This is a genomic window from Caballeronia mineralivorans PML1(12) (assembly GCF_001028175.1).
GTDB classification, from domain to species: domain Bacteria; phylum Pseudomonadota; class Gammaproteobacteria; order Burkholderiales; family Burkholderiaceae; genus Caballeronia; species Caballeronia mineralivorans.
Genome location: NZ_AEJF01000062.1, coordinates 171,861 through 193,618, shown reverse-complemented (window position 1 = coordinate 193,618; position 21,758 = coordinate 171,861). Strand labels below are relative to the sequence as shown.

The 21,758-nt window shown below is 60.4% G+C and carries 23 protein-coding genes; 10 read left to right on the top strand and 13 right to left on the bottom strand.

The features are described 5' to 3' along the window. Positions 1–608: acetamidase/formamidase family protein (locus tag EOS_RS08515; protein ID WP_047846160.1), on the top strand; the 608-nt coding region annotated here is incomplete at its 5' end. Further along, positions 544–1,002, top strand: coding sequence for an FmdB family zinc ribbon protein (locus tag EOS_RS44245; protein ID WP_326972909.1), 459 nt, complete (start codon positions 544–546; stop codon positions 1,000–1,002). The genes EOS_RS08515 and EOS_RS44245, both read left to right, overlap by 65 nt. A gap of 16 nt (positions 1,003–1,018) precedes the next feature. Here EOS_RS44245 and EOS_RS08505 read toward each other — a convergent pair whose 3' ends face one another. Both EOS_RS08505 and EOS_RS08500 read right to left on the bottom strand, forming a co-directional pair. Beyond that, positions 1,019–1,657: a LysE family translocator gene (locus tag EOS_RS08505; RefSeq protein ID WP_047846158.1), complete on the bottom strand. Its 639-nt coding sequence runs from the start codon at positions 1,655–1,657 to the stop codon at positions 1,019–1,021. Positions 1,658–1,755: 98 nt separating this feature from the next. Continuing rightward, positions 1,756–2,355 carry a class II aldolase/adducin family protein gene (locus EOS_RS08500; RefSeq protein ID WP_235442741.1) on the bottom strand — a complete coding sequence of 200 codons (600 nt, stop codon included), beginning with the start codon at positions 2,353–2,355 and terminating at the stop codon, positions 1,756–1,758. A gap of 484 nt (positions 2,356–2,839) precedes the next feature. Between EOS_RS08500 and EOS_RS08495 the strand changes: the two genes are divergently transcribed. Genes EOS_RS08495 through EOS_RS08480 form a run of 4 tightly spaced genes read left to right on the top strand, consistent with a single transcriptional unit; the run spans position 2,840 to position 7,849 of the window. Further along, positions 2,840–4,006, top strand: a complete 1,167-nt coding sequence (locus EOS_RS08495) for an aromatic ring-hydroxylating oxygenase subunit alpha (RefSeq protein WP_047846157.1) — start codon at positions 2,840–2,842, stop codon at positions 4,004–4,006. Positions 4,007–4,055: 49 nt separating this feature from the next. Further along, a complete protein-coding gene (locus tag EOS_RS08490; RefSeq protein ID WP_047846156.1) occupies positions 4,056–5,729 on the top strand; it encodes a choline dehydrogenase in 1,674 nt (557 codons plus the stop codon). A 13-nt stretch (positions 5,730–5,742) separates the two neighbouring features. Next, the gene (locus EOS_RS08485; protein WP_053063801.1) at positions 5,743–6,717 is read left to right on the top strand and encodes a PDR/VanB family oxidoreductase; all 975 of its coding nucleotides are present in this window, start codon (positions 5,743–5,745) and stop codon (positions 6,715–6,717) included. 55 nt (positions 6,718–6,772) lie between these two features. Continuing rightward, the gene (locus EOS_RS08480) at positions 6,773–7,849 is read left to right on the top strand and encodes a GlxA family transcriptional regulator (RefSeq protein WP_047846155.1); all 1,077 of its coding nucleotides are present in this window, start codon (positions 6,773–6,775) and stop codon (positions 7,847–7,849) included. Positions 7,850–7,868: 19 nt separating this feature from the next. On the opposite strand, the gene EOS_RS08475 is transcribed toward EOS_RS08480, so the two are convergent. Further along, entirely contained in the window at positions 7,869–8,765 is an 897-nt protein-coding gene (locus EOS_RS08475; protein ID WP_087881905.1) for a choline ABC transporter substrate-binding protein, read from the bottom strand. A gap of 428 nt (positions 8,766–9,193) precedes the next feature. On the opposite strand from EOS_RS08475, the gene EOS_RS08470 reads away from it, so the two are divergent. From EOS_RS08470 to EOS_RS08460, 3 genes are read left to right on the top strand one after another with little or no spacing between them, the layout of a single operon-like run. Further along, the gene (locus tag EOS_RS08470; protein ID WP_047846153.1) at positions 9,194–9,946 is read left to right on the top strand and encodes a cysteine hydrolase family protein; all 753 of its coding nucleotides are present in this window, start codon (positions 9,194–9,196) and stop codon (positions 9,944–9,946) included. A 52-nt stretch (positions 9,947–9,998) separates the two neighbouring features. After that, positions 9,999–10,253: an AbrB/MazE/SpoVT family DNA-binding domain-containing protein gene (locus EOS_RS08465; RefSeq protein WP_047846152.1), complete on the top strand. Its 255-nt coding sequence runs from the start codon at positions 9,999–10,001 to the stop codon at positions 10,251–10,253. Continuing rightward, a complete protein-coding gene (locus EOS_RS08460) occupies positions 10,253–10,615 on the top strand; it encodes a type II toxin-antitoxin system PemK/MazF family toxin (RefSeq protein WP_047846151.1) in 363 nt (120 codons plus the stop codon). The genes EOS_RS08465 and EOS_RS08460 overlap by 1 nt, the downstream gene beginning before the upstream one ends. A 60-nt stretch (positions 10,616–10,675) precedes the next feature. Here EOS_RS08460 and EOS_RS08455 read toward each other — a convergent pair whose 3' ends face one another. The 9 genes from EOS_RS08455 to argH form a co-directional block, all read right to left on the bottom strand. After that, the gene (locus tag EOS_RS08455) at positions 10,676–11,371 is read right to left on the bottom strand and encodes a helix-turn-helix transcriptional regulator (protein ID WP_047846150.1); all 696 of its coding nucleotides are present in this window, start codon (positions 11,369–11,371) and stop codon (positions 10,676–10,678) included. 91 nt (positions 11,372–11,462) lie between these two features. Beyond that, positions 11,463–12,320 carry an ABC transporter substrate-binding protein gene (locus EOS_RS08450; RefSeq protein WP_047846149.1) on the bottom strand — a complete coding sequence of 286 codons (858 nt, stop codon included), beginning with the start codon at positions 12,318–12,320 and terminating at the stop codon, positions 11,463–11,465. Positions 12,321–12,398: 78 nt separating this feature from the next. Beyond that, a complete protein-coding gene (locus EOS_RS08445; RefSeq protein ID WP_047846148.1) occupies positions 12,399–13,796 on the bottom strand; it encodes an MmgE/PrpD family protein in 1,398 nt (465 codons plus the stop codon). Further along, the gene (locus tag EOS_RS08440; protein WP_047846147.1) at positions 13,793–14,695 is read right to left on the bottom strand and encodes a polysaccharide deacetylase family protein; all 903 of its coding nucleotides are present in this window, start codon (positions 14,693–14,695) and stop codon (positions 13,793–13,795) included. Before EOS_RS08440 ends, EOS_RS08445 begins: the two co-directional genes overlap by 4 nt. Next, positions 14,692–15,573 (bottom strand): polysaccharide deacetylase family protein, encoded by an 882-nt coding sequence (locus EOS_RS08435; protein ID WP_235442738.1) that lies wholly within the window; start codon positions 15,571–15,573, stop codon positions 14,692–14,694. Before EOS_RS08435 ends, EOS_RS08440 begins: the two co-directional genes overlap by 4 nt. After that, entirely contained in the window at positions 15,560–16,399 is an 840-nt protein-coding gene (locus tag EOS_RS08430) for an ABC transporter substrate-binding protein (protein WP_047846145.1), read from the bottom strand. Before EOS_RS08430 ends, EOS_RS08435 begins: the two co-directional genes overlap by 14 nt. Positions 16,400–16,462: 63 nt before the next feature. Beyond that, on the bottom strand, positions 16,463–17,227 hold the full coding sequence (locus tag EOS_RS08425) for an amino acid ABC transporter ATP-binding protein (protein ID WP_047846184.1): 765 nt from the start codon (positions 17,225–17,227) through the stop codon (positions 16,463–16,465). A gap of 29 nt (positions 17,228–17,256) precedes the next feature. After that, entirely contained in the window at positions 17,257–18,132 is an 876-nt protein-coding gene (locus EOS_RS08420) for an amino acid ABC transporter permease (RefSeq protein WP_047846144.1), read from the bottom strand. Beyond that, entirely contained in the window at positions 18,126–19,553 is a 1,428-nt protein-coding gene (argH, locus tag EOS_RS08415) for an argininosuccinate lyase (protein ID WP_047846143.1), read from the bottom strand. The genes EOS_RS08420 and argH overlap by 7 nt, the downstream gene beginning before the upstream one ends. 173 nt (positions 19,554–19,726) lie before the next feature. Here argH and EOS_RS08410 point away from each other — a divergent pair, with 173 nt between their 5' ends. Further along, on the top strand, positions 19,727–20,617 hold the full coding sequence (locus EOS_RS08410; protein ID WP_053063800.1) for a LysR substrate-binding domain-containing protein: 891 nt from the start codon (positions 19,727–19,729) through the stop codon (positions 20,615–20,617). Positions 20,618–20,670: 53 nt separating this feature from the next. On the opposite strand, the gene EOS_RS08405 is transcribed toward EOS_RS08410, so the two are convergent. Beyond that, positions 20,671–21,738 carry a serine hydrolase domain-containing protein gene (locus tag EOS_RS08405; RefSeq protein WP_047846182.1) on the bottom strand — a complete coding sequence of 356 codons (1,068 nt, stop codon included), beginning with the start codon at positions 21,736–21,738 and terminating at the stop codon, positions 20,671–20,673. Positions 21,739–21,758 lie beyond the last annotated feature (20 nt).

Sequence of the window (21,758 nt, the reverse complement as noted above, 5' to 3'; positions counted from 1 at the left end):
CCGCGACCGGAGCGCGCACCGTGCCCCCGCGCGAGCACGGCGGCAACTGCGACATCAAGGATCTCTCGCGCGGCTCGAAGATCTACTTCCCGGTGTACGTGGATGGCGCGGGCCTCTCAGTAGGCGACCTGCATTTCAGCCAGGGCGATGGCGAAATCACGTTCTGCGGCGCGATTGAAATGGCCGGCTGGGTGCACATGAAAGTGGACCTGATCAAAGGCGGCATGGCGAAATACGGTATCAAGAATCCGATCTTCAAGCCGAGTCCAATCACGCCCCACTACAACGACTACCTGATCTTCGAAGGCATTTCCGTCGATGAAGCCGGGCAACAGCATTACCTCGACGTACACGTGGCGTATCGGCAAGCGTGCCTGAATGCGATCGAATACATGACCAAGTTCGGCTACTCGCGAGCACAGGCTTATTCGATACTCGGCACGGCACCAGTGCAGGGGCATATCAGCGGGGTCGTCGATATCCCGAACGCCTGTGCAACCCTATGGCTGCCGACGCAAATCTTCGACTTCGACATTAGCCCGAATGCTGCCGGACCGATCAAGCATATCAAGGGGGGAGTTGACCTGCCGTTGTCGCTGGATCTCTAGCCGATCATTTGGAATGCGGTCCCGGCTTGCGGCGGCAATCCGGGAGTCGCGAAAACGAGGACATGACATGCCAACGTATGAATACGAATGTGCTTATTGCGGTCCCTTCGACGCAAGGCGTGCCATCGCCGAGCGCGACACGCCCGCAAGCTGCCCCTCGTGCGAAACCTTTTCAACCCGGGTCATGCGCAGCGCGCCGCAGTTGTCCTCGCTTGGCCAGACAACGCGATCGGCGCATGCAATAAACGAACGTTCGGCCCATGAACCCGTTCGCTCGTCTGGGCACGGTTCGGGGTGTGGTTGCTGCTCGGGCAAGATCAAACTGCCGCGCTCGGCCGAGGCGCAAGCGGCACCCCGTACAGCCGGTGGCCGACCGTGGATGATCAGCCACTAGGCACGCAAAGCAGCCGTCAGATACCCGCTTTATGCGCGGTGAAAATCAATCGCAGACCCAGCACGGTGATAGCGCCCGCCGCAACCCGATCGATCCATTTCTTTGCGCGCAGATAAACCTCACGCGGACGGCGGCTTGAAAAGCACAACGCGACAACGGTGTACCACCCTGCTTCTATCGCGAAGATCATGGGCGGCAGGATCAGATAACACCAGAGCGGCGGATGATGCGGCAACAGGGCAGCGAAGATACTGCCGTACCAGATGGCAGTCTTGGGATTACTCAGTTGCGTAGTAAGACCGATCCAGAACGACTTACGCAAGTTATGGTTTTGCGCGGCACGCTCGTCGTCCACGACCAACGGGCTTGACGCTCCGCGCCAGATTTTCGAGGCGATGTAGATCAGGTAGAGCCCACCCGCAACTTTCAGCGAGACATAGAGCCATTCAACAGCGGACAGCAGCGTATAAAGCCCGGCAAGCGCAATGCCACTGAAGAAAACGCCGCCAACGCCCATGCCCAGTGCGGTCGCCAGCCCGTCGGACCGGGACAAACCGATTGCGTTGCGCGCAACCAGCACGAAGCTCGGACCGGGGCTCATCGCGCCCATTAATAGCGCGGCAAGGATGGCTGCAACGGCGGCTAAGGCGGTCATCGGCATTCTCCTGGAGGTCGTGGCGAAAGGTGAGATTTCCAGAAAATAACACGAGCGGACGGGGTACGGGTGCTTGGAGGGTTGGCGTCACAGCGGAACTACTCAGCGTATGAAGCCCCCTCTTCATCGAGTATCGCCTTCAACTCAGCCAGATGCTGATCGGCGAAACTCTTGTAATCCTCCGTCCATTGCCGCGCCGTTTTCTGCGCGACGCACGCCGAGGCAATACGTAACGGCTGCCCCGTCATCAGCGCGGTGACATAGGTCTCGCACGCACGCTCGAAATAATAGAGATCGTCAAATGCCTGCGCGACCGTCGCCGATGCCACGAGGACGCCATGCTGCCCCATGAGCATCACGGGCTTGCCATCCAGCGCCTGACTCACCCGCTGCGCCTCGTCGCCGAGACCCATGCCGTCGAAGCCCGTATCGATCACGACACGTTCAAAAAAACGCATGCAGTTCTGATCAAGTGGCGGCAGCACCGGGTCTTGCAGGCAGGCGAGCACCGTCGCATATTTCGAATGGACGTGCATGATGCAACGCGCGTAGGGATGCCGCTTATGGATCTCCGAATGAAGCGCCCATGCGGTGATATCGGGCGCGTCCGGCCGATCGATTGTCCGCGCGTCGTTTGCATCCACGAACAGGAGATCGCTCGACTTGATGCGAGAAAAGTGCTTGCCACGAGGGTTAATCAGAAATTTTGTTCCATCGTCCGAGACCGCGATGCTGAAGTGATTGGCAATCTATTCGTGCATGCCAAGTCGCGCAGCCCAGCGAAAGGCGCACGCAAGATCGACGCGTTGCTGACGGTGTTCAGGCATGACAACATCTCCTTTTCGGGCTATCAAAACCAGCCCATGGCTTTGGGTTCGAAGTTGAATGAAGTCTCCTTCAAGGGGCCACATTCAGGTCATCGGATGCATGAAACGCCGGCATTCGAAGCGGACTATAAGCTCGCCATTTTCCGGCTACATGATCGAAAGCGACGTAACGAAGACGCAAACGATCAGGCTCGTCACACGCAGACCGGCAATCGGTTCAACGACGAAATACGCCATCATCACGTCGTCTTTCATCAAGTCCACGAAAATTTGCGGCCCTACAGTTTGGTCTAACGGCGAGCGCAAACAGCGCTAAATGCTGCCCCGTCCTCCATAAACCGACAGGAACCCGCACATGCAAACCATTCGTGTTGTGAAAAAGGCAGACATCGTCGCACCGGATAGCTGGCTCGCGCAGTCGCCCGACGAAGCGCTAACCCTGCCCTCGCGATATTTCTTCGACGACACGATCTTCCGCTCGGAGCGCGACCGGATCTTCATGTCGGCCTGGCATGTGATCGGCCACAAGAGCGAACTCAGCACGCCCGGCCAGTTCGTCATGACCGATATCTTCGATCAAAGCATCATCGCGACCTGCGGCAAGGATGGCGTCGTTCACGCGTTCCACAATGTCTGCCAGCATCGCGGCAACCGGCTGGTCGAAGAACGGCGCGGCGTGCAAAAAGGTGTGTTCCGCTGCGCTTATCATTCGTGGTGTTACGGACTCGACGGCAATCTTCGCCACGCACCGCGCAGCGAGCGCATCAAGAATTTCAGCGCGGGGAGCTACAACATCCCCACTGTTCGCGTAGAAGAAGTGGGTGGGTTCTATTACTTCAACCTCGACCCGAACGCGCCGTCCATGAGCGATCTGTTCCCCGGCGCCGACGCGGAAATGAAGCGCGTGTTCCCGACGCTCGACGACTATAAGTTGCTGGAGGAAAAGGACGTGATCGTCCCGGCGAACTGGAAGGTCATCATGGACAACTCCATCGAGGGTTATCACTTTTCGCTTTCAGGTCCGTGCCATGTCGACCTTGCCGACCTGATCGACTTCGAAGGCTACAAGCTCACGCAGCGCGACAAGTGGTGGACCTACGCTGCGCCGGCGAACAAGGACGCGACCAGTGCATACGGCGTGCCGTTAAGTGCGGATAAAAACCCGGATGAATGTTTCTTCAACATCGGCATCTGGCCGCATAACACGTTCTACACGTTTCCCTTTTCCCAGTTCCTCGCGACCTTCCTGATCATCCCGCTTGCGGCCGAGAAAACGCTGCTGCGCTTCGGCTATTACACCACGCACGACACCGTCCCCGAAGTGACCAAGGCCTGTATGGACTGGATGAACACGGATCTCGGACCCGAAGATATCAAGCTGAATATCTCGGTGCAAAAGGGTCTGCATTCGGTCGGATACAACCAGGGCCGTTATGTCATCGACGCAGACCGCAGCAATGAAAGCGAGCATCTGGTGCATCACTTTCACACGCTGGTTCATAACGGCATTCATGGCGAATGAGAGGACTGTCCCCGTTATTTCGAGGAATAAAATGAGCGCGAAGCCATCTATGTCGACAGAAAGCATTCGCCGTAGCTACGACTATGTGATTGTTGGCGCAGGCTCGGCAGGATGTGTACTGGCTAACCGCCTGAGCGCCGATCCGCAGGTGCGGGTGCTGCTGCTCGAAGCCGGCCCTGTGAACCGCAACTGGTCGATCGACATGCCCTCGGCGATGGGTATTGTGGTCGGCGGGGACCGCTATAACTGGCAGTATCAGTCGGAGCCGGAACCGTTCCTGAACCAGCGTCGCATAGGTACGCCGCGAGGCCGCGTGCTCGGCGGTTCATCGTCAATCAACGGCATGGTGTATATCCGCGGCCATGCGCGCGACTACGATGCGTGGGCTGAACAAGGTTGCACCGGGTGGAGTTATCGCGATGTACTGCCCTACTTCATCCGCTCTGAGAAACATCAACTCGGCGCCGATGCGTATCACGGCGACGGCGGTCATCTTCGTGTGACTGCCGGCAATACGGATACGGTGTTGACGCGTGCGTTCATCGAAGCCGGCGTTGAAGCAGGTTACGGTCATACCGACGACCCCAACGGTTACCGGCAAGAAGGTTTTGGACGTGTTGACCGGACTACATGGAAAGGCGAACGCTGGAGCACGGCACGGGGTTATCTCGCCGAAGCGTTGACCCGCAGCAACGTGACAGTCGTGACCGGTGCGCTCGCCCTGCGTGTGCTCCTGAGCGGCAACCGTGCAGTCGGCGTCGAGTATGCGTGCAATGGCGAGACCGTCACCGTGCATGCCGATACCGAAGTCCTGCTGTGCGGCGGCGCGATCAATACGCCTCAACTGCTGCAACTGTCGGGCGTAGGTCCCGCCGACGAACTGCGTCGGGCCGGCGTCAGGCCGCTTCATGATCTGCCGGGTGTCGGGCGGCGTTTATCCGACCACCCTGACACGGTGGTCCAGTACTTATGCAAGAAGCCGGTGTCCATCTATCCGTGGACCGTTGCACCGCGCAAGTGGTGGGTCGGCGCGCAATGGTTCATGAACCGGTCAGGGTTTGCCGCCAGTAACCACTTCGAAGCGGGGGCGTTCATTCGTTCACGTGCCGGGGTTGAACACCCCGACTTGCAACTGACTTTCATGCCGCTCGCGGTTCAGCCCGGCAGCGTAGCAAGCGTGCCGGCGCATGCGTTCCAGGTGCATATCGATTTGATGCGGCCGACCAGCCTCGGCTCGGTGACGCTCGCGTCAAACGACCCGAGCCATGCGCCGAAGATTATCTTCAACTATCTGCAAACCGACCGTGATCGCGCCGACATGCGCGCGGGCGCAAGGCTTGTGCGGGAGATCATCGCGCAGAATGCGTTCCGCGATCTGGTCGGGAAAGAGCTGACGCCGGGGCCGGCTGCGAACGACGACGCCTCCCTCGACGCCTGGGCGCGGCAAGTCATCGAGACTGGTTATCACGCGGCAGGCACATGCAAGATGGGTCCCGCCAATGATCCGGAAGCTGTAGTGGGACCGGACCTGCGCGTGCACGGTCTGGACAAGCTGCGCGTGATCGATGCGTCCATCATGCCGGTCATCGTCAGCGGCAACACCAATGCACCGACGGTGATGATCGGAGAGAAAGGCAGCGATCTCGTGCTGGATCGTGCGCCTTTGAGGCCGTCGACGGCAGCGGTCTGGGCCGCGTCCAACTGGCGTACGCAGCAGCGTTGAGCGGAGAGACGCCATGTCGAACTTGAACGAACCGATGGGCAGGATCGATGCGATCGTCATCGAAACATCCCTGCTTACCGCCGATATCAAAGGCATCCGCCTCGCTGCTGCGGACAGTGCAGTGCTGCCGCCGGCCGACCCCGGCGCGCACATCGATCTATGGCTGCCGGACGGTAACGTTCGCCAGTATTCGGTGATCGAACGCGCCGCCGATGGCTCCGCCTATCGCATTGCGGTTCTGCGCGAACCGGCCTCGCGGGGTGGCTCGGCTTATGTTGTCGATCAACTTCGCGTGGGGCAACGCATCCATGTATCGGGGCCGCGAAACAACTTCGCGCTGGACGAGAGCCACGACGAAACCATCCTGATTGCGGGCGGAATCGGTATCACGCCCATTCTTCCGATGGCCATGCGACTCGCCAAGACCGGAAAGCGATTCAGCTTTAACTATCTCGGCCGGGGCCGTCAGCGAACCGCCTTGCTTGATGTTATCGATGCCGGTCCACTCAAGGATATCGCCCGGCTCCACTTCAGCGACGAGCACGGCGAAGCCGATCTGCGCGGACTGATCAGAGCGCCGCGTCCAGGCGCTCACGTTTATGTCTGCGGCCCCGGCAGGTTGATCGATGGCGTGCTTGAGGCGGCCAGTGACTGGCCACGCGATACCCTGCATTTCGAACGATTCGCAGCGCCAGCGCCGGTTGCAACAGCGTCGGCGGCCGTATCGTTTGAAGTCGAACTGGCCAAAAGCGGAAAAGTAATCACCGTAAGGCCGGATCAGTCGATCATGCAGGCATTGCGTCAGGAACGCGTGCGCATCGACTCGGTATGTCGTGAAGGAATCTGTGGGACCTGCGCAGTGCCGCTTCTGGCCGGTGAAGCCGAGCATCGGGATGTGATCCAGACCGATACGGAAAAAAATCAAAATACGGTAATTTACGTCTGCGTATCAAGAGCGCGATCTGCACGGCTCGTGCTCGACCTTTAGCCTGTCAACACACTGCGCGTAATGTCGTCAGGCCGGTAAAAGACTCGGGAGCCCCATGAGCACGCTGAGCAAATCCGCTTTTGAAATGAGCTCGACCGGAGATCTTCGATCGCCGCGGCGCGTGGGCATCCTCGTTTTGCCGCAGTTCTCGAACCTCGGCCTTGCGCTCGTGATCGAACCGATGGCCATCGCGAACTGGCTCAGCCAGCGCACCCTTTACGAATGGACCGTGCTGTCCATCGACGGCGAACCGGTGCAGGCGACCAACGGCATGATCGCGCCTGCGCGGCCCGTGTCGGGTGAAACCGGTGAGTTCTCGACCATCTTTGTTATCGCGAGTTTCGAGCCCAAGAAGCACGCGAAGAACCGCAAGGTCAAAGCCTGGCTCCGACGCGAAAGCGTGTTCGGCGCGCAGATTGGCGGGATCGAAACCGGCACGGAAATGCTCGCGGCCGCATCGCTTCTCGATGGTCGCCCAGCCGCCGTGCATTGGGACAATCTGGAAGGATTCCAGGAGGCATATCCCAACGTCAAGGCGACCACGCAGCTCTATACCATCGAGCCCAGGCTGATTACTTGCGCGGGCGGCAGCGGCATTATCGACATGATGCTGGAGTGGATCGGCCAGCATGCAGGGACGGAACTGGCGGCGGAGATATCACAGCATCTGTTGCACGCGCGCATTCGGGGAACCAGTGAAGTGCAGCTTGCACGCACCGACCTCGACGCCGCGCCGATGAACGAGCAGGTGAGCCACGCCATACGATTGATGCAGGAATCAGTTGCCGCGCCAATCTCGTGTGAAGATCTGGCGGCAGCAGTCGGGCTATCTAAAAGACAACTTGAGCGGCAGTTCAAACATTACACCGCGACCGCCCCGCTCCGCTACTACGTCAGCTTGCGGCTGGCGACCGCGCATAAGCTGTTGCAGCAAACCGAACTCAGCGTCTCGCAAGTCGCGGCTGCAACCGGCTTCGACTCGCTCGAACATTTCTCGCGGGTCTATAAGACTAAGTTCGGTTGTCCGCCAAGCCGAGACCGGTCGCAGTCGTGGGAGGCGCCGGTGATGCGGCAACGCGTGTCGACGCCGACACCCACGTGGCGGCCGGATGAAACACCGGCGCCGCGTTGAATGCCCGAACCGTGAACCGTTACGGCGTGGCCAGATACGACTTCACGGCAGGCAACGCCTCCTTGCCGTCGAACGTCTTGACGCCGGCGAGCCATTGCGTAAGCACACCCGGATTGTGTTTCAACCACTCCTTCGCCGCAACGTTGGGCTCTTTCTTGTCGGTAGTGATCGACTCCATGACCTGGTTTTCGATACCCGGCGTGAACTTCAGGTTCGTCACCACTTGCCCGGCGTTGGGACAACGCGTCAGGTAATCCGGCGGCACCATGGTGTAGACCTTCGCTTCACCATAGTTAGGACCGAACACGTCGTCGCCGCCCGTGAGATAGGTCATCTTCAACTGGATGTTCATCGGGTGCGGGTCCCAGCCGAGAAAGACAACCCACTCCTTGTTCCTGACCGCGCGGTTCACCTCGACCAGCATGCCCGCCTCGCTCGATTCGACCAGCTTGAAATCCTTCAGGTTGAACTGATTGCTGTCGATCATCTTCTTCACCAGCGCATTACCGTCATTGCCCGGTTCGATGCCGTAGATCTTGTGCTGCAACTTATCCCCGAACTTGGCGATATCGGCGAAGGACTTGAGGCCCGCATCGTATTCATAGGTCGGTACGGCAAGCGTGTATTTCGCGCCGGTCAGATTCGGCGTGCTCAGGACCTTCACGGTGCCCGCCTTGACGAACGGCTCGGCGACTGGATCCATCGAAGGCTGCCAGTCTCCGAGGAACACGTCGATCTGCTTCGACTTGATGCCGGTGAGCGCGATAGGAATCGATGCCACCGTCTTCACCGGTTTGTAGCCGAGCCCGTCGAACACGGTCGACGCAAGTGCCGTGGTCGCGGCAATATCGGTCCAGCCGATGTCCGCAAAATGGACAGTCCGGCACGCTTCCGGGTCTTGCGCGTGGGCAGTCATGCTGCAACAGGCAGTCAACGCCAGACAGGCGAGGCGTGCGGGGGCTTTCATCGTTTCTTCTCCAGGAAAATCGATTTTGGGGCGACCGGTGGGCCAGCTCTGCGGCGTTCGCAGACTGCGCTGCGTTAGCTGTAAGGCCGGATACCGTGCCGAAAAACGCGTGACGAAAGCGCGTCGCGGTAGCGCGTCGCGACAGCGGCGGGGAGGCTTCGAGAGCCGGTTTGCACAAGCGCGACCAATTCAATTTACTGAGTCATAAATCGCACGCTTGATGTTTTGCGACACTTGCGGCGCGGGTTTTGTCGGCAATGCATGAGCGTATCGAGCCGCGTCGCGGGAACGTAAGCGGGTGTCGCTTTCGTGTGGGCGGTCGAGGGTTCACCTATTCACAATGACAGCACGTCAACCGCAATCGAGGATCGTCCGGCATGAACCAGTCAGAGAAAACGTCCGCTGCATTCGAAGATCTTTCATCGACCATTCCGTCCGTCGATCTGACGGATCGCCGTGCTACGGCGCTAGTCGTCGTCGACGTTCAATACAGCGATGCTGCGCCTGACCGCGGTTGGGTGAAGGCATGTGAAGCGGTGGAGCCCGGTTCGATGCGTTATTACCTGGAGCGCCTGGAACAGACCACCCTCCCCGCCATCCGCCAGTTACTCGGCGCATTCCGCGCGGCCGGGATGCCGGTCGTGCATATTTCGACGGGTTCGGCTTACCGCGACATGCGCGATTGCCCACCGCGTTTTCGCGACTGGACGCACAGGCTGGAACGGGCAGCGGGTATTGACGACATGTGGTGGACCGGCAATCCCGACTACGCGTTTCGTAAGGAAGTTGCACCGATGGAGGGCGAGACTGTTATCCGGAAGACTACTCAGGGCGCGTTTAATGGCAGCGAGATCCAGAACGTGCTGGACCGTGCGGGGATCAGGAATCTGGTGTTCGCGGGAGTGGTGACAAGCTGCTGCGTGGAGACGACGGCGAGGGACGCTGCGGACCGTGGTTTCGGTTGCATGCTGGTGTCGGATGCATGCGCGGATTGCATTCCAGCGATGCACGACGCGGCCATGATGAACTTCGGACTTTACTTCGGGCAGGTGGCGCGGAGCGCGGAGGAAGTGGTGCGGGCGATCGGGGTGGGGGAAAGACGTAAAAATCACGACGTATCTACACGTTGAAACATTCCTCCATCTCGTATATACTTGTTGATACATATACGAGGTTCAAATCATGCCAAAGACCGCGACACTCACGATCCAGCAGTGGGGCAATAGCCTTGCCGTGCGCATCCCCGCTGCCGTCGCTCGTTCGGCCCACTTCGAGGTGGGACAGGAAGTTGAAGTAACGACTGAAGAAGTCGGCGTATCCGTCAAACCGGTCGGGCGGCGCAAGCTGACGTTGGCGGAAAAACTGGAGCAATTCGATCCAGCGAAACACGGCGGCGAGGCAATGGAAACCCACCCCATTGGCGCGGAGGTGTTTTGATGGTGCGCGCCTCATGGCTACCAGACCGGCGCGACGTCATATGGATTGACTGCAACCCGCAGCTCGGTCGCGAGATGAAGGATTTCCATCCTATGCTGGTGCTATCCCCGAAGGCGTTCAACGAACGAACAGGTATCGTAATCGGCTTGCCCATGACGACCGCGGCATTCAACGAAACCAACCCTTTCGCAATCAAGTTTCAAGGTCCGAAGAATGTGACGAGCTACGTTTTAGCCCACCAGCCAAAGTCATTCGACTGGCGCGCGCGAGGAGCCAAAGCTCACCCCTGGAAGCATGTCTCGGATGACGTATTTTCAGCGGCCTGCGAACAACTGAATCAGATCATCACAATCTGCGCCTGACGAACAACCATCGTCCATCAACGGGATTAACGCGACTATACAAGGGTCGCCCCCTCACCACTACCACCGCGTCGACTTCGCAAGATGCGTCCGATAACGGCTGATCAACACCGAGCGCACTCCCGGATAACGCTCCCCCGTCTCGTCCGCGGCAGCAATCCTATCGGTACGAAAGCTGCGGAAATCATGGCGTTTTTCGCACCATGCGCCAAGAATCCTGACGTTGTCGAGGAAGCCCAGAACGACCGGCCAGACCACACGGTTCGATGGCTCACCTTGCGCATCCAGATAAGCGATCCGCAGTTTGCACTGGCCGCGAATGGCCGCGCGCAGGCTGGTGAGCGGCACGGCATTGACAGGAAATTCCTGCACCGGAGGGCCGGACGAGACGGTCGGAGCGCGCATTGCATCCTTGCCCGACGCGTTCAGTACAGCATCGATCTTGGCTAATGCCTGAGCGGCGGCCTTGCGCAAAACATCGTCACCACGCTGGTCGACATAACGCAGACCCAGTACTACGGCGTCGATCTCGTCTTCGCTCAACATCAGCGGCGGCAGGAATAGGCCCGGCTTGAGCACATACCCTATTCCCGCCTCGCCGTGAATCGGCGCGCCCTGATCGATCAGCGTAGCGATGTCCCTGTAGAGCGTGCGCTCGGACACGCCCAGCTCCAACGCCAGCTCGTAAGCCGTGACCGGCACGCGCCGCGAGCGAAGCATTTCCAGCAGGGTTAGAAGACGAGTGGTTCTGGACACCTGGGCTCCTGAGTGGAACTGACAGGGGCTACCGTACCATGAACTTCACCCGGCAAATTACCGTGCATCGATGCCTGAAGCGACAAACCACTTACCGCGCCGCCACTTCGTTCAGGGTCACCTGCTTGACCGCGCTCGATTGCAAATTCCATTTGGCAACGATCGCCCCATAGGTCCCATTCGCGACCAGCTTATTCATCGCACCCAGCACGGCATCGCGCAACTTCGGGTTCGACTTCGCGAACGCCATGCCTTCAGGCGATGTCGCGAATGGCTCGCCGATCGGCTTGTAGGTATTCGGTTCGAGCTTCATCGCATACGGCAGCGTCTCGCTGCCCTGCACGCCCGCCGCAATCCGTGCCTGCTTCAGTTGCATGCGTGCCGCGGACGTATCCTCGGTCCCGGACACCGTAATGGCCGGCTTGCCTGCTGCCTCGCAATTCTTCGCGCTCCACGCGGCCGTATCCGCCGGGAACGACGTGCTGCGACTCGTGCCGACCGACTTGCCGCAGAGATCCGTCGCCTGCTTGATCTCGTTCGCGCGCGACGCGAGGATATAAAACTGCGCGCCCGAATTCAGGTAGTCGATAAAATCGGCGGTATCGCGACGTGTGGGGAGATCGCTCATTCCGCTCAGGATCATGTCGACGCGACCTGTCGCCAACGACGGCAGCAACTGCTCGAACGCCGACTCCTGCCAGTCCAGTTTCACGCCCAGTTCCTTCGCAATCGCATTGCCGAGATCGATATCGAAGCCAACCAGATCGCCGCTTTCCGGGTCCTTGTATTCCATCGGCGGATAGATCGAGTTGACCGCGATCTTGATCACCTTCGACTTGGCGATAGCGTCAGGCAGCGCTTGCGCGTGAGCGCCGCTCACAAAAAGAAACGTCGACAGGCAGATTGCCATCAGACCGGACACGGCACTAAGCGATTTCAGCTTGTTCATTGAACACACACCCTTATAAAGGTCGAAGCCATGGAATTGTTAAAGCAAGGAATGTTGGTGAATGTTGGCGAATGTTGGTTAACGCAGCACGGGTTTCGCATCGGCATCGCCGCTGAGCCACGGCATCAGCGTGCGCACATCGGCGAGATTGTCCAGATCCAGCACGGCGGTTTCAAGCGCGTTCATCGGCACTTGGGCGATCGTCATGCCGGCCAGCACGCGATATTTCGCGGCAAGGTCTGCATCCGATACCGGATTGCGCGGATCGCCGAGCGGCACCAGGACTTGTTGCGAGCGGGGCTCGGCATCGGCCATTGAAAGCGTGATGACGGGCTCGTCCAGATCGGACATCGTGGGGTCGACTTCGAGCGTGACGCGCGCCATCACGGCCGCGATGCGAGGATCGTGCCGCTGAGCCTCAAGATAAGCGCCGATACCCGCATGACCATGCACGAGTACCGCGGCGATCGCATGCGGCATGCTCATTTGTGCAGAAGCGAGCTTGTCCAGGTCGCGCCCGCCGCACATGTTGTTGACGAATGCGCTGAGACGCACATGGACGCCGCGTAGCTTGTCGAGATCGAGGTCCGTCTGATGGCCGCGCAGTTGCAGCGTGGCATCCACGGCTGCATGCGTACTGCGGCACGATGCGTGCGGCTTGATCGAGCAGCGCACGATCTTCCATGTCACGCCCAGATCCGCGAGCAGCGCTTCCGGTTGCTGCGTGTCCGGCGCGAATGCATTGAAGAAGCCGCCCCATACGTTCTCGAACACCTGCGTCGGACCGCTGACGTCTTGTTTCGCGAGCAGCGCCGCGAGCAATCCGCCTTCCGCCGCGCGGCCCGTATGCATGCGTTTGGTCTGCGATGCATCGTGGATAAAGCCCCACAACCCACCGCTGAAACTTCCCGCGTGGCCGAGCGCAGCGGCCGTATGCGCTGCGTCGAGTCCGAGCAATCGCGCGCTGGCAGCCGCTGCGCCGAACACCCCGCAAGTCATGGTCGAATGCCAGCCGCGACCGTTGTGGGGCGAATAACCGCCACACGCTTCCAGCACGCGACGGCCGACGTCATAACCCATTACGACTGCCGCCAGGAACTCGCGGCCCGACACCGGCCGCTCCGTGCAGGCGAGCGCGGCGAATGCCGCAGGCAACACCACGGCACCGGAATGATCGCAGCCGCCTGAGTCGTCTAGTTCGAGTGCATGCGCCGCGACGCCGTTCACGAAGGCCGCGTCGCGTGCGCCGAACGTCTGCTCCGTGCCCCATGCCAGCACGTTGCCGTGACTGCCCACACTCATGACCGCACGTGCGCTGCGCGCTTCCAGCGCGGTCGCGCCGGCCAAGGCAGCGCCGAGTGTATCGAGGATATGGCGCTTCGCTCTATGCACGACTGCGGCAGGAATCGCATCGCAGGAAGTATTCGCGACAAACCCAGCCAGTTGCTCCGACAACGTCAAATCGCGCGCGTTCATTGCGCCTCCTGCCGATGCCGTGCATACACTTCCACCGGATGACCGGGCTCGTTGCCATCGACACTCTGCTGCCACCAAGCCGCCATCTCGGCACCGGTTGCAAACCAGACGTTGTCGCGCGCGCGGATGTCGGCGAGCAGTTCGCGCAGCACATCGATACGCCCCGCCGTGCCGATAATCTCCGGATGCAGCCTCAGCACAAAACACAATCCGAAGCGGTGAAACGCTGCGAAATCATGCTTCCAGTTCGCCAGCACTTCGCGATACGAAGGAATGCGCGGCTGCCCGACCGGAACCGCTGGCGAAAGGTTATAAGCGAAGTACGGTTCGTCTTCCAGTTCGTAGTGCAACGGCAGTTCGACGAGCGGGGGCGTTGTGCGCACTACGTCCGTATCCGGTAGATGAAAGTACGGCAGGTCGTCACCGCGCCACGATGACGACCACGTCACACCCTCGTCTCGCAGGAAGTCCGCGAAGCCGGGCGCCCAGTTGCCGGTGAACGAGCGAAAGCCTCGCGCGCGTCGTCCGAGCGCTTGTTCCAGCGCCGCTTGTCCGGCCCTGAACGCCTCTTTCTGCGCATCGAGTGTTAGCGTATCGAAGTCCTCGCATCGATACCCGCTGTTACCGATCTCGTGCTCCTGCGCATCGATCCGCTTCACGAGTTCCGCGTGCGTTTGCGCGACCCGCCCCGGCACGAACCAGCTTGAACGCACATCGAATTCTTCCAGTGCATCGAGCACGCGATCCACGCCGCGCTTCGCCCCATAGCGCCAAACGGAAAGCGATTTCTCGCGCCCCGCAATGCGAGGCTCCTGCGTGAGGATGCCGTGTTCGTCGTTGAAGTCGACCGTGACAACGACTGCGCATCGCGCGTTTTGCGGCCAGCGTAAAGAGTTCATCTGCGAGCTTCCTGCGGAGTCGGTGAAGCATGGTTGTCGAGCCACCATTGCGCGACGTCACGGCACGTGGCGAACCACACGCCGCCCTGCGCGTGCATGTGATCGATCAGGCTTTCAAGCAGCGCGATCCTGCCTGGCTTGCCCGACACCTTCGGATGAAACAGCGTGGTCAGGCAAAGCCCGTCGCGATGTGAACCGTCGAACTCGCGCCGCCAGTTATCGAGCGTCGTGTCGTAGCTCGCAATACGGTCCAGGCTCGCCGGAAAATTCGGATTGCGGTGGTACGCAAGCGACGCGTAATCGTCCATTTCCCAGCGGCCCGGAATCTCGACCATCGGCTCGGCAATGCCCGGCGCGTGCAGCAGATACGGGCGGTCGTCGCCGCGCATGGAACTCGAATAACGCACGCCCGCTTCCATCAATACGCGGATCGTGTCCGGTCCCCAGTCGCCCGACGGCGTACGAAAGCCGACCGGGCGGATGCCGAGATACCTATCGAAGACTTCCGCCGAGCGCTCCATCACGGCGCGTTGTCCATCGCGATCAAGCGTCCAGAACGCTTCGTGCCGATACCCGTGGTAACCGATCTCATGACCGCGTTCCACAATCGCCGCGCACTGCTTCGGCCAGTTTTCGACGACCCATGCCGGTACAAAAAACGTTGCCGGGACGTTGCGGTCGGCGAGCATGCCGAGCAGGCGCCCCAGCGCACGCCAGGGGCCGTAGCTACCGAGCGTGAAGTACGAAGGGTTGTTCCAGATCGAGCCGTCGAGCATTGCGTCGCCGGTCGGGCCGTCGAGATCGAAGGCCAGTGCGACGCACGAGCGATTGCTCTCAGGCCAGCGCGGCGCATCCGGATTCATGTCAGTTGCTGGCATCGATCTGCGCCTTTTGAACCGCGTGTTCCTGCAGCCCCCACTTCACGAGGATCTTCTGATACGTGCCGTCGGCGATAAGCTGGTTGAGCGCGGTCGTCAGTCCTGCATTCAACGCAGCGTTGCCCTTCGCCATGCCGATGCCGTTGTACTGCGACAGGAACGGCTTGCCGATAGGCGCATACGCGTTCTGCTCCACCGAGTTCTGATACGGCAGTGTTTCACCGCCCTGCACCGCGGCGTCGATACGGCCCTGACGCAACTGCACGCGGGCATCCGCCGAGCCGTTGGTGCCGCTCACATTGATCGGCTTTCTACCCGCCTTCACGCAATGCTCGTTGCTCCAGGCCGTGATGTCGTCGGGCCACGACGTGCGGCGGCTCGCGCCCACCGTCTTGCCGCACAACGCGTCCATGCTGGCGAACTCACCGGCGCGCGCTTTGACGGTATAAAACTGCGGGCCACCCGTAACGTAGTCGAGAAAGTTCACCGCCTCGCGGCGCGACGGCAGGTCGGTCATGCCCGACAGAATCACATCGACACGATGCGTAGTCAGTGCGCTCATCATCTGGTCGAAGCCGGTCTCTTCCCACTGCAACTTGACGCCAAGCTTCGCAGCAATCGCTTCGCCGAGATCGACGTCGAAACCCATCAGCTTGTCGGTAGCCGGGTCCTTGTATTCGAACGGCGGATAGTTCGGCACAATGGCTGCTACCAGCGTCGTCTTGCCGATCGACGGTGCGGTCTCGGCGTGCGCCAGGGGCATAGTCAACGCCATCGCGCCGGTGACGAGCGCGGCAAGCCGCGTCAGGTGAAGAGAAACGTTCATGGAAACTCGCGAAAGATAAAAGTCAGACCGGGTTCGAGCGGTGCTGGAACCTCGAATAAAAAATCAGGACAGCACCGCGGATATGAAGTCCTTCGTGCGTCGATGCTGTGGATTCGACAACACCTGTTCCGGCGTGCCGCTCTCCACCACCTGCCCCTGATCCATGAACACGATGCGATTAGCCACTTCGCGTGCGAACCCGAGCTCATGCGTGACGACGATCATCGTCATGCCGGTCTTGGCGAGATCGCGCATGACGGCGAGCACTTCGCCCACCAGTTCAGGGTCGAGCGCGGAGGTGGGTTCATCGAAGAGCATCAGTTGAGGATGCATGGCCAGTGCGCGTGCAATCGCGACACGCTGTTGCTGACCGCCCGACAATTCCACCGGGAAGGCATCGCACTTGTGACCCAATCCAACGCGTTCGAGCAACGTACGCGCTTCTTCGACAGCCTCCGAACGACGTCGCTTGAGCACCTGCACCGGCCCCTCGATCACATTCTCCAGCGCCGTCTTGTGCGGGAACAGGTTGAAGCGCTGGAACACCATGCCAGTCGCCAGCCGCTGACGAGCCACTTGCTTCTCCGACAGCGCATACAGCTTGTTGCCCACGCGCTTGTAACCCACGCGTTCGCCGTTGACCCACAATGCGCCGTCGTTGATCTCTTCGAGCTGGTTGATGCAGCGCAGGAAGGTGCTCTTGCCTGAACCCGATGGCCCGATCACACACAGCACTTCACCTTTGGGCACATCGAGCGTGATGCCTTGCAGCGCCTTGAAATCGCCGTAGGACTTGCGTACGTCGACGGCACGAACGATTGAACTCATGTTGGTTGTTTCCTTTTGAGTCGCCAGGTTCATTGCCGTCCCCATGCACGACCTGCGCCGCGTGCGTAAAACCGCTCCACGCGCGACTGCATGAACGACAGCACCGTCACCACCACGAGATACCAGATACCCGCGACCATCAGCAGTTCAATCACGCGAGCGTTCGCGTAATAGATGTTCTCCGCGTTGTGCAACATCTCTGCATACTGGATCACGCTCGCGAGCGAGGTCAGCTTGACCATGCCTACCAGTTCATTGCCGATAGGCGGCACGATCACGCGCATGGCCTGAGGAAGAATCACGCGGCGCAGCGCTTGCAGCCGTGGCATGCCGATGGACTTGGCCGCTTCGTACTGGCCCGTATCGACGGAGAGCAAACCTGCCCGCACTACTTCTGACGTGTACGCCCCTTGACTGATGCCAAGCCCGAGCAGCGCCGCGAGGAATGGCGTCATGATGTCGACGGTGCGGAACTCGAAGAGGCCGGGTACGCCTATCGACGGAAACACCAGCGCGAGGTTGAACCACAACAGCAGTTGCAGGATCACCGGCGTGCCGCGAAACAGCCACACGTAGGCTTGCGCGACCGTCTGCAGCACCGGGTTGGTCGAGAGCCGCATGATCGCGGTGATGACGCCAAGGGCGACGCCTAGCGCCATTGCAAGCACGGTCATCACGATGGTATTGACGAGGCCGGTAAGGATCGACTTGGCCGTCAGGAAACGGGCCACATAAGTCCATTCAATCTGCCCATGCGCAAACGCGAGCCCGATATAAACCACTATCGCGAGAATCACGGCTGATGCAAGATATCGCCCCCAATGCCGTCGACGCACGTATTCCAGTTGCGTCGAATCGGCAACCGTCGCATCGTCCGATGTTATCTCTTTTGAAACGCTCAGCATGTTGGTCCACCGTATGAAGTGGCCCACGCCAGTTGCTGATCAAGGGCCGTCCGCAGACGCGTGATCTGCTCAGCCACACGCGCCGGCGCAGTGCCGCCGTAACCGCTGCGTGCCGCTACGGCGGCGTCGAGTGTCACATGGTCGAGCACGGTGGGTTCAAGCCGCGCGTCGACCTTTGCCAGCGTCGCGACGGATACGTCGGTGAGTTCGATGCCCTGTTCCTCGCAGGCTTGCACCAAGGCGCCCGTGATCTCGTGCGCTTCGCTGAACGGCACGCCGCGCAACGCGAGCCAGTCGGCGACTTCGGTGGCCAGCGTGAACCCGAGCGGCGCCTGGCGACGCATTTCATCCACGTTCACGCGCATCGTGCGGATCATGCCGGCCATGGCGGGCAGCACGAGTTCGAGGGTATCGATGCTATCGAAGGCCGCGATCTTGTCTTCCGCGAGATCGCGGTTATAAGCCAAAGGCAAAGACTTGAGCGTGGCGAGCAAGCCGCTCAGGTTGCCGATCAAGCGCCCCGCTTTACCACGCGTCAACTCTGCAATATCCGAGTTTTTCTTCTGCGGCATGATCGAACTGCCGGTCGCATAACCATCGTCGAGCACAACCCAGCCGAACTGGCGCGAGGTCCAGAGAATGACTTCCTCCGAGAGCCGCGACAGGTTCACCGACAGCATGCTCGTCACGAACACGAACTCCGCCACGTGATCGCGCGAAGCAACGGCATCGATGGAGTTCTCGCACGGGCCGTCATAACCCAGTTCAGCCGCCGACAACTCCGGCCGCAGGCAGATCGCCGATCCCGCGAGCGCCGCAGCACCCAGCGGTGAACGCGCGCTGCGACGATCCCAGTCCACTAAACGATCGATGTCGCGATAGATCGACTGCGCATGCGCGAGCAGGTGATGCGCGAACACGATCGGCTGCGCCGGCTGCAAATGCGTAAAACCCGCAGTCACACTGCGGACGTGTGCGTTAGCTTGTTCGATTAATGCATTCTGCAAATCGATGACCGCTTGCGTCAGCGTGCGCGCTTTGTCGCGCAGAAAGAGGCGCAGGTCGTTCGCTGCCTGATCGTTGCGCGAACGGCCGGCGCGCAATTTGCCGCCGGTCGCGCCCAGGCGTTGCGTCAGTTCGCGCTCGAGGAACGTATGTACATCTTCGTCATCGAGCGCCGGACCCGCTTCGCCTGCCAGGAACTGCGCTTCCAGCCGGTCCATCTCGCTGAGCAGTTGCTGCAGCTCATCGGCTGTCAGGATTTCCGCACGCCGCAGTTCCTGCGCATGGGCACGAGAGCCCGCGAGGTCGTAAGGCGCAAGCCGGAAAAAGCTCGGGTCCGAGCGCGAAAGCGCGGTCAATGCAGCGGAAGGACCCGTCTTGAAGCGTCCACCCCACAGCCGGTCTGAATGTTGGGTCATGCAAAAACTCCCTGGAAGTGGATGGGTTGTTTACCGCTTGGCGCTGTGCTCGCCAAAGGCCTCTTGCGCTGTCGAGCAGGCAAAAAACCTTAACTTTCAAGGCGATTTTATGAACGCCAATTTTTAAGCGACAAACGGTAAAATCTCATGGTTACCATGCACAACTTGCATAAATGAAAATCGAACGCTATCCGCCGTTCAACGTGCTGCAATCGCTGCTGGTCGTGGCTCGCTGCGGCAATTTCACGGCGGCATCGCAGCAGTTGTTCCTCAGCCAGAGCGCGGTGAGCCGCCATATCCAGCAGATCGAGGAGTATTTCGGCTGCGCGTTGTTCGTGCGGCACACTCGGATGGTGGTGCCCACGGCGGAGTGCCAGCGGCTCGTGCCGATCGTGGAAGAGTTGCTTGCAACCGCGCGCCGGTCGATGCACATCATCAGCACGGGCGGCCAGACCATCACGCTGCGGGTTACGCCGACGCTCGCTGCACGCTGGTTGCTGCCGCGTCTTCCCGATTTCTATGCCGACGTGCCCGGGACGCAGCTGAACATCGACACCGCGTGGTTCCTGCCAACCAATTTCGGCGAGGGCACGCTCGACGCGGCGATCCTGTTCGGCACCGGCCGCTGGGAAGGACTTGAGGCGACCTGCCTGATGCGCGAACGACTGACGCCCGTGTGTTCGCCGCAGACAGCGCGTGGCGCGCATCCGCTGGTCGACCCTGCCGATTTGAAACATCACACGCTGCTGCATTCCAGCTTCGGCCGGCGCGGCTGGATGTTATGGCTACAGCAGGAAAGCGATGAACTGGCGTCGCATACGTATCGCGAGCAGGTGTTCGACACGCTCGACCTCGCGTTCGGCGCGGCGGTGCGAGGTCATGGCGTGGCGCTGGGGGACTTGAATCTGGTGCAGGAGAACCTGGCAAGCGGCGCGCTCGTGGCGCCGTTCGAACGCGTGCTTGAGACGGGCTCGGGATATTACTTGGTGCATCCGCCCCGCAATGAGTATCGCGAGAAACTGAAGCCGCTGCTTGCGTGGCTGCAGGGGATTGCGACGGGTTAAGTCAAGATAGCGGGTGAGGCAAGCCGAAACAGCTCAGCCTCATCCGCCGCTTTTCAGCGCCCCAGGAACCCGTCGACCGACTTCAGCACCAGCCCGAAAAATTCATCGGCGTGAGCGGAATTCAACCATCGGACCACCACCGCCATCTTCCGCTCCGGTTCGATCCACGTGAACGAACTGCCCGCACCAACCGCGAAATAGCTGGACGCCGGCACGCTCGGAAACACGCGGCCCTCGTGATTGAGCCACACAAGATAACCGTAATAAGGAGCAAGGGCGCAAGGTGTTCGCATACGCGCAAGCCACTCGCTCGAGATGATCTGATGCCCGCCTACTTTCCCGTCATTGACGAAGAGACTAGCCACCTTGAGCTGGTCGTTCGCGCTGATCGACAGCCCGCCGCCCCAATGCGTTCCACCCGGTACCGACTGCGTGCGTTGCCCGTTGATATCGACCCATGCGTTGTCGTATCCGACCCACTGCCAGTTTTCACTCGCCCCGAGCGGTTGCATGATCGCCTCGCGAAACACCTCCGGCAACGGCCGTCCGAACAGATGCAGCAGCGCCAGCGAAAACTGGTTGATGCGGACATCGTTGTATTCCCAGTACGTGCCGGGGGCCTGCACGCGCCGCAGATCGCCCTTCTTTCCATCGGGCGCACGGCCGAACGTGACGGCGCGAAAATGATCGGCCTGGTCCGATAGCCCGAAACACTCACCGCTCCATTCACTTGTCTGCTGGAGCAAATGCGCCCACGTGACGCGCGCATTGTGTTCATCGTCGAAACCGATGCCCGGTACCCGTTTATGCACCGGTTCGTTCACATCGGACAGCAGGCCACGGTCAAACGCCACGCCCGCCAGCAGGGCGAGGTAGGTCTTGGCAATACTGAAAGTCAGGTCCGCGCGATCCGGTTCGCCCCATGATGTGAGCATCCTGCCGTCGACGGAGATCGCACCGGACACCGGACCACGATCGTGCACGGGACCCAGCAACCGGTTCCAGGGCGGCGGGTCATTCACATGCACGCCCCACGCGCCATCGACATTGCGGTCCCAGAGCGATTCGTGATCTATCGCGAACTGTATGGCTTGCTGCAAATCCTTCATATCGGTCGTCATATCCAGAAAATCCATCCAGC